Source organism: Comamonas sp. B-9, from assembly GCF_000410635.1.
GTDB lineage: Bacteria > Pseudomonadota > Gammaproteobacteria > Burkholderiales > Burkholderiaceae_C > Comamonas.
Map to the genome: position 1 here is coordinate 48,651 of NZ_KE148631.1, position 5,957 is coordinate 54,607.

Annotated in this window: 6 protein-coding genes; 2 read left to right on the forward strand and 4 right to left on the reverse strand. The window is 68.3% G+C overall.

Annotation, left to right across the window (positions count from 1 at the left end; genetic code table 11):
• On the reverse strand, positions 1 to 1,128 hold a 1,128-nt coding region (locus H928_RS28610), incomplete at its 3' end, for an L-lactate permease (protein ID WP_239645006.1).
• A gap of 66 nt (positions 1,129 to 1,194) precedes the next feature.
• Between H928_RS28610 and H928_RS0117850 the strand changes: the two genes are divergently transcribed.
• A complete protein-coding gene (locus H928_RS0117850; RefSeq protein WP_021027720.1) occupies positions 1,195 to 1,776 on the forward strand; it encodes an XRE family transcriptional regulator in 582 nt (193 codons plus the stop codon).
• A gap of 27 nt (positions 1,777 to 1,803) precedes the next feature.
• Here the strand turns inward: H928_RS0117850 and H928_RS0117855 are convergent, their stop codons facing one another.
• A complete protein-coding gene (locus H928_RS0117855) occupies positions 1,804 to 2,712 on the reverse strand; it encodes a LysR substrate-binding domain-containing protein (RefSeq protein ID WP_021027721.1) in 909 nt (302 codons plus the stop codon).
• A gap of 106 nt (positions 2,713 to 2,818) precedes the next feature.
• Here H928_RS0117855 and H928_RS28615 point away from each other — a divergent pair, with 106 nt between their 5' ends.
• Positions 2,819 to 4,357 carry an MFS transporter gene (locus H928_RS28615; RefSeq protein WP_052330085.1) on the forward strand — a complete coding sequence of 513 codons (1,539 nt, stop codon included), beginning with the start codon at positions 2,819 to 2,821 and terminating at the stop codon, positions 4,355 to 4,357.
• Here the strand turns inward: H928_RS28615 and H928_RS0117865 are convergent.
• Together H928_RS0117865 and H928_RS28620 are read right to left on the reverse strand one after the other, a co-directional pair.
• Entirely contained in the window at positions 4,351 to 5,271 is a 921-nt protein-coding gene (locus H928_RS0117865; RefSeq protein WP_021027723.1) for a DNA-3-methyladenine glycosylase 2, read from the reverse strand. The genes H928_RS28615 and H928_RS0117865 overlap by 7 nt on opposite strands.
• Before the next feature lie 87 nt (positions 5,272 to 5,358).
• Positions 5,359 to 5,957: 2OG-Fe(II) oxygenase (locus H928_RS28620; protein ID WP_021027724.1), on the reverse strand; the 599-nt coding region annotated here is incomplete at its 5' end.

Here is a 5,957-nt window from a genome sequence, read left to right on the forward strand (position 1 = left end):
AGCCACAAAAGGCGCCGCAAACACATAGGCGCTACCGCCCTGCGCCAAGGCATGGGCCAGTTGCGCGGCCATGCCAGATACCGCCATCACGACGCCGAGCACGATGAACAGCCCCGTCACGGGCGCCACCTGGCGCCAGGACTGCCACACCAGCTGCAGGCTGCTGGGTGCTGGCAGGCCGCGCGCAAACCAGGCCGCCGCCACAAACAGCCACAGCGCAGGTGATGCCAGCAAATGCCAGGCACCCGCGCCTTGCAAGGCGCGCAGCACGGCGCCCGCTACCAACACACCGAGCAGCAGCAAGCCATAGGCGACCAGCGCGCGCCAGCCCAGGGCGCCCAGCGGCGCAGCGGCATCGCCCGCACAAGCGCCTGCGCCCCGACGGCCCAACCAGAGCCAGAGCACCGTCATCAGCAAGGCGCCCAAGGCACCTGCGGCTGAGGTACCGACCACCGCATTGCTCAGCCCGATGGCCAGCGCCAGCATCAGGCCCGACAGGGCACCCTGCAGCATGGCCCCCGCACGCCGGCCCGGCGCGCTGGCCAGCCAGGCAGCGGCCACACCCACCACCACCATGGGGATCACACTCACTGCTGCTGAGGCCACGCCCAGCGCATCAAATGACAGCCCGGCCATCGTCGCGGCAACCAAGGTGCCCGGGCCCATCGAACCCCAGGGCACGGCGCACAGGCCCAAGAGGCCAATCAGCGCGATCTTTCGCGCCGGCAACCCGCTGTGCGCCAGCAGCGGAATGCCAATCGTGATGCCAATGCCAAAGCCGGTCAGCGATTCGGCAAAGGGCGTGACGCCATGCACCACCAGCAGCACGGCGCCCACGCCTTCACCGGTGCGGCCCATCACCCATTGCGCCAGCGCTTTTTGCGCGCCGGCGGCGCGCAGCACTTCGGACAGCAAGAGGCCCCCGCCCACAATCAGCAGCACCTCGACCAGCACCGGCATCCAGCTGGCCAGTGCCTGCAGCGCTGCGGGCGTGCTGAGCGGAAACGCCATCACACAGCCGGCCAGCGCCAACGCCACGCCGATCAGCGCTGCATACAGCGACCGCAGGCCCAGCAGCAACCCGGCGATAACGGCCAGGACCGGCGACGCACTCAATAACAGGTACATTGGGAGAGATCTTGTTGAAATTGCATATAGGCAAATAATATTTCCTAAACGAAATATAGTCAATCCATGTCGACTGAAAACTCCCCACCCAGCGCGGACTCCGATCTGCAGTTCGGCCTGGCGGTGCGCGCCCGCCGCGCCCAGCTGGCCATCACCCTGGACCAGTTGGCGCAGGCCAGTGGCGTGACTTCCGGGGCGCTGTCCCGGGTGGAGCGGGGGCTACTGAGCGTGAGCCTGCGCAACGCGATGGCCATTGCGCGCGGCCTGGGCTGCGAGCTGAGCGATCTGGTGCAAAGCCCTGCCCCGGCGCAGATCACCCGCGCGGGCGAACATGCGCGCTTTGTGCATGAGGACACCGGTATCGTGCGCCTGGCGCTGGCCCGCCCGCTGCCGGGGCTGGAGCTGCTGCACTATGCGGTGCCGCCGGGCCAGACCTCCAGCCACTTCGCGCCGCACCGTCCGGGCACGCGCGAGGTGTTTTATGTCGAGACCGGCAGCCTGCGCGTCTTTACCGGTGCTGATTCCGTGCTGCTGCAGGCGGGTGACAGCGCCCAGCTGGCGATGGACACCGAGCACCACTTTGCCAACGAAGGCCGAGGCGTCGCGCATTTCATCCTGCTGGTGGCAACTCCGGCACACGGCGGCTGATGCCCCGGCGCCTGGCCTCGATGGGCTTTATGGCGACGGGGGCTGGAACAGCCGCTCGGCCACAAAGTCCACAAACACGCGCAGGCGCGGCGACATCAGCCGGCCCGAGGGCCAGAGGATGCTGAACTGGCCGGAATAAGTCAGACAGTCGTCCAGCACCGTCTCCAAGCTGCCATCGGCCAGCGCATCGCGGGCCAGAAAATCGGGCATATAGGCAATGCCCAGGCCCCCGATCGCCGCGCCGCGCAAGGCCTCCATGTTGTTGCAGGTCAGCGCCGGCGGGTGGGCAGCGGCATCCTGCTGCGCCTCGGCCGTGTCACCGCCCATCTGCCAGGGCTGCAGCTTGCCTGAGGTGGGAAAGCGAAAACGCAGGCAGTCATGCGCCGCCAGCTCCTCGGGGCGCTGGGGCCGGCCGCGCTGCGCCAGATAGGCGGGGGATGCGCAGAGCACAAAGCGGAACAGGCCCAGGCGCCGGGCGCTGAGGCTGGAGTCGGCCAGCAGGCCGCTGCGGATCACCGCATCCAGGCGCGCCTCGACGACATCGACCAGCCGGTCGTTGAAGTCCAGGTCCAGCGCGATATCCGGGTAGCGCGCGCGGAAGGCCGGAATCACCGGCAGCAAGAAACGGTAGCCAATGGTGGGCAGGCCAATGCGCAGCAGGCCCCGGGGACTGCTCTGCGTGCTCGATAGCAGCGCCTGCGCATCCTGCAGGTCATCCAGAATGCGGCGCCAGTGCGTGTACATCAGCTCGCCCTCATGCGACAGCGACACGCGCCGCGTGGTGCGCACCAGCAGCTGCGTGCCCAGTTGTGCCTCCAGCTTGGCCACGCTTTTTCCGACGGCTGATGCCGAGATGCCCAAGGCGCGGGCGGCGGCCACAAAACTGCGGCGCTCGGCCGCCTGCACAAAGGCGGCGATGTGGTTCAGGTTGTCCATGCGCGCATATTACGGACATTTGGTTGTTAATCAAACAACAATCGGCCTGTTTATTGGCGATCCATTCCTCATTAAGCTCCACAGCGTGTTTTTGCAGGAGTTGGCTATGCACCGTGTTTTACCCGCCGCCTGGCGCGGGCCCTGGATGGTTCTGGCATCCGTTTGTCTGGCAGCGCTGGTGCTGCCACTGAGTTTTTCTGGCGGGGCCGTGGCCACGCCGGCGATTGGCCGCGCACTGGGCGGCAGCGCCACCAGCCTGGGCTGGATCACCAATGCCTTCATGCTGGGCTTTGGCAGTTGCCTGATGGCCGCTGGCGCACTGGCCGACCAATGGGGGCGCAAGCGGCTTTTTTTGCTGGGCCTGTCGACCTTTTGCCTCGCGGGCCTGGCATTGGTGCTGGCGCGCAGCGTCTGGCAGATTGACCTGCTGCGTGCGCTGCAAGGCGTGGCCGCAGCTGCAACGTTGGCCGGCGGCACGGCCGCGCTGGCGCAGGAGTTTGCAGCAGCGCAGCGCGCCCAGGCCTTTAGCCTGCTGGGCACCACCTTTGGCACCGGCCTGGCCTTTGGCCCGCTGTTGACAGGCTGGCTGATCGAGCAGGCCGGCTGGCAGGCCGGTTTTGCGCTCTGCGCTGGCCTGGGCCTGGTCGCCTTGCTGGTGGGCATGGTGGCGATGCGCGAGTCGCGCGACCCGCAGGCCCAGGGGCTGGACTGGCCCGGTGCGCTGCTGTTCACCAGCATGCTGGTCTTGCTGACGCTGGGCATGGTGCAGGCCGCCGCGCTGGGCTGGCGCAGTCCGCAGGTCATCGCGCTGCTACTGGCATCCATCCTTGCGCTGCTGCTCTTCATCGCCGTGGAGCGGCGCGTGGCCCGGCCGATGCTGGACCTGAGCCTGTTCCGCTACCCGCGCTTTATCGGTGTGCAGGTGCTGCCCATTGCGACCTGCTACTGCTATGTGGTGTTGCTGGTGCTGCTGCCGCTGCAGCTGATCGGCATTGCCGGCTACAGCGAGGTGGCAGCGGGCTGGTGGATGCTGGCGCTGTCGGCCCCGATGCTGGTGGTGCCGCTGGTAGCAGCCTGGCTCACGCGCTGGTTCCACGCCGGCCCTATCTCAGCCGCTGGCTTGCTGCTGGCCGCCGGGGGCCTGGTGTGGCTGGCGCAGGTGCCTGTGGATGCCGGGGGCATGGCAGGGGTGCTGCCGCTCTTGCTGATCGGCAGCGGCGCGGGTCTGCCCTGGGGCCTGATGGATGGGCTGTCGGTAAGCCTCGTGCCCCAGGAGCGCGCGGGCATGGCCACCGGCATTTTCAGCACCGTGCGGGTGGCCGGCGAAGGCATTGCGCTGGCGATGGTGACCGCGATGCTAGCCGGCTTGATCACCCCACATCTGCCAACTGTGTTGGATGCGGCCAGCCTGCAAACCGCCGCCCAGCAGTTGGCGATGGGCGAGCTGCGCCAGGCGCTGGCCTGGCTGCCCGCCCAGCCCGATGCGGCAGCAGCGCTGGGTTTGCAACATGCCTATGGCCAGGCCTTTGCCCAGCTGCTGTATGTGCTGGCGGCGATAGCCACGGTCTCCGCCCTGGTGGTGCTGGGCCTGCTGCGCCCGGCCAGTGGCGATGCGCTGCAGGCCCTTGAAGCCAGCCCTCAGTAGCTTTTGGCCGACAGGCTGGCCCAGAGGTGGGCCGCCACCAGCGCCCGCCAGGGCGCAAATGCCCCCAGCCACTGCTCGGCCTCGCGCTGGGAGACGCTGGGTACATCCAGCAGCCGGGCCAGCGCATTGCGCACCGCCACATCGCCATGCAGGCTGCCATCCAGCCAGCCAAAGCCACGCAGCAAGGCGTAATGCACGGTCCAGGGGCCAATGCCCTTGATGGCCAGCAGCGCATCTTCAATCGCCTGGGCGTCTTGCGCCTGCAAGGGCTGGGCGGCCCAGGCATCGAGCGGCAGGCTGCCGTCCAGCACGGCGGCGCAGACGCGCTCCAGGGTCGCGATCTTGCTGACCGAGAAGCCCGCTGCCCGCAATTGCTTGGGCGTCAGCGCCGCCAGCGCGGCGGCATCGGGGTGGCAGAGCATGCCGCTGCTGTGCTGCAAGGCCGTGGCCGCAATCAGGCGCCGGCGCAGCGCAATCGCCGCCGCCACGCTGATCTGCTGGCCGGTAATGGCCCAGACCAGGGCCTCGAAGGGGCTGCTGCTGGCGGGCACGCGCAAGCCCATCTGGGCCAGCAGCAAGGGGCCCAGCACCGGGTGCTGGCCATGCTGCAGCGCCAGCTGGTCCGCCCCGTCACCCAGGCCCAGCATGCGCGCCAGCATCGCATCGAGTGCAGCGGGGTCGTTGCCGGTCGGCGCTGTGCCATCGACCGCCAAACTGGCGACCGCGCGCGCTGCGCCATCCACCATCTCCAGCTGCAGCAGCGCAGGCTGGCCCTGCCAGACCAAGCCCTTGCTGACACGCAGCCCTTCGACTTTCTCGGACGCCTGCAAGGCATCGCGGGCATGCAGGGCCAGCATGTCCTGCGGGCGGTAGTTGGCAGGCAGGGCGACTTGGGTCGTCAGTTCCAGGGGCATGGCGTGGTCGGTAGATGGCGGCGGCTGCCGTGGATCCCCACTATAGAGGATGGAGGCTGGGCGATGAAGTCGGGGCTGTTTCAGCGCTTACTCTGCATCGTGGAACACAATGCCCAAGGTATGGCGATCGCCCCGCAGCACGGTGGAGACCCCATGCCGGTGCTGCACCCGGTAGCTGCCGCGTGTGCCCTGCACCGGCCGCTCGCGCACCGCAATGATGGCCGCATCACCGCGCTGCAGCGGCAGCACCTGCACGCGCGACTGCATGCGGGGGCGCTGCTCGGTCAGCACCAGCTCGCCGCCGTCAAAATCCTCGCCCGGCTGCGACAGCAGCACGATCACCTGCAGCGGAAACACCAGTTCGCCATACAAGTCCTGGTGCAGACAGTTGTAGTCGCCCGCGCCATAGCGCAGCAGCAGCGGTGTGGGCCGCCGCTGGCCGGCTGCATGGCACTGCGCCAGCAAGGCCGCATGCTGCGCAGGCCAAGGTGGCGCGGCGGCTGCGAGCTGCGCGCGCCATTGCTCCGCCACGGGCTGCAAGCGGGCATAGAGTGCCGTGCGCAAGGCCTGCAGCAGCGCTGGCAGCGGGTAGGCAACGTACTGGTACTCGCCCCGGCCAAAGGCGTGGCGCTGCATCTGGATGCGGCTGCGAAAATGCGCCGCTTCGCCATACATCGCGGCCATCT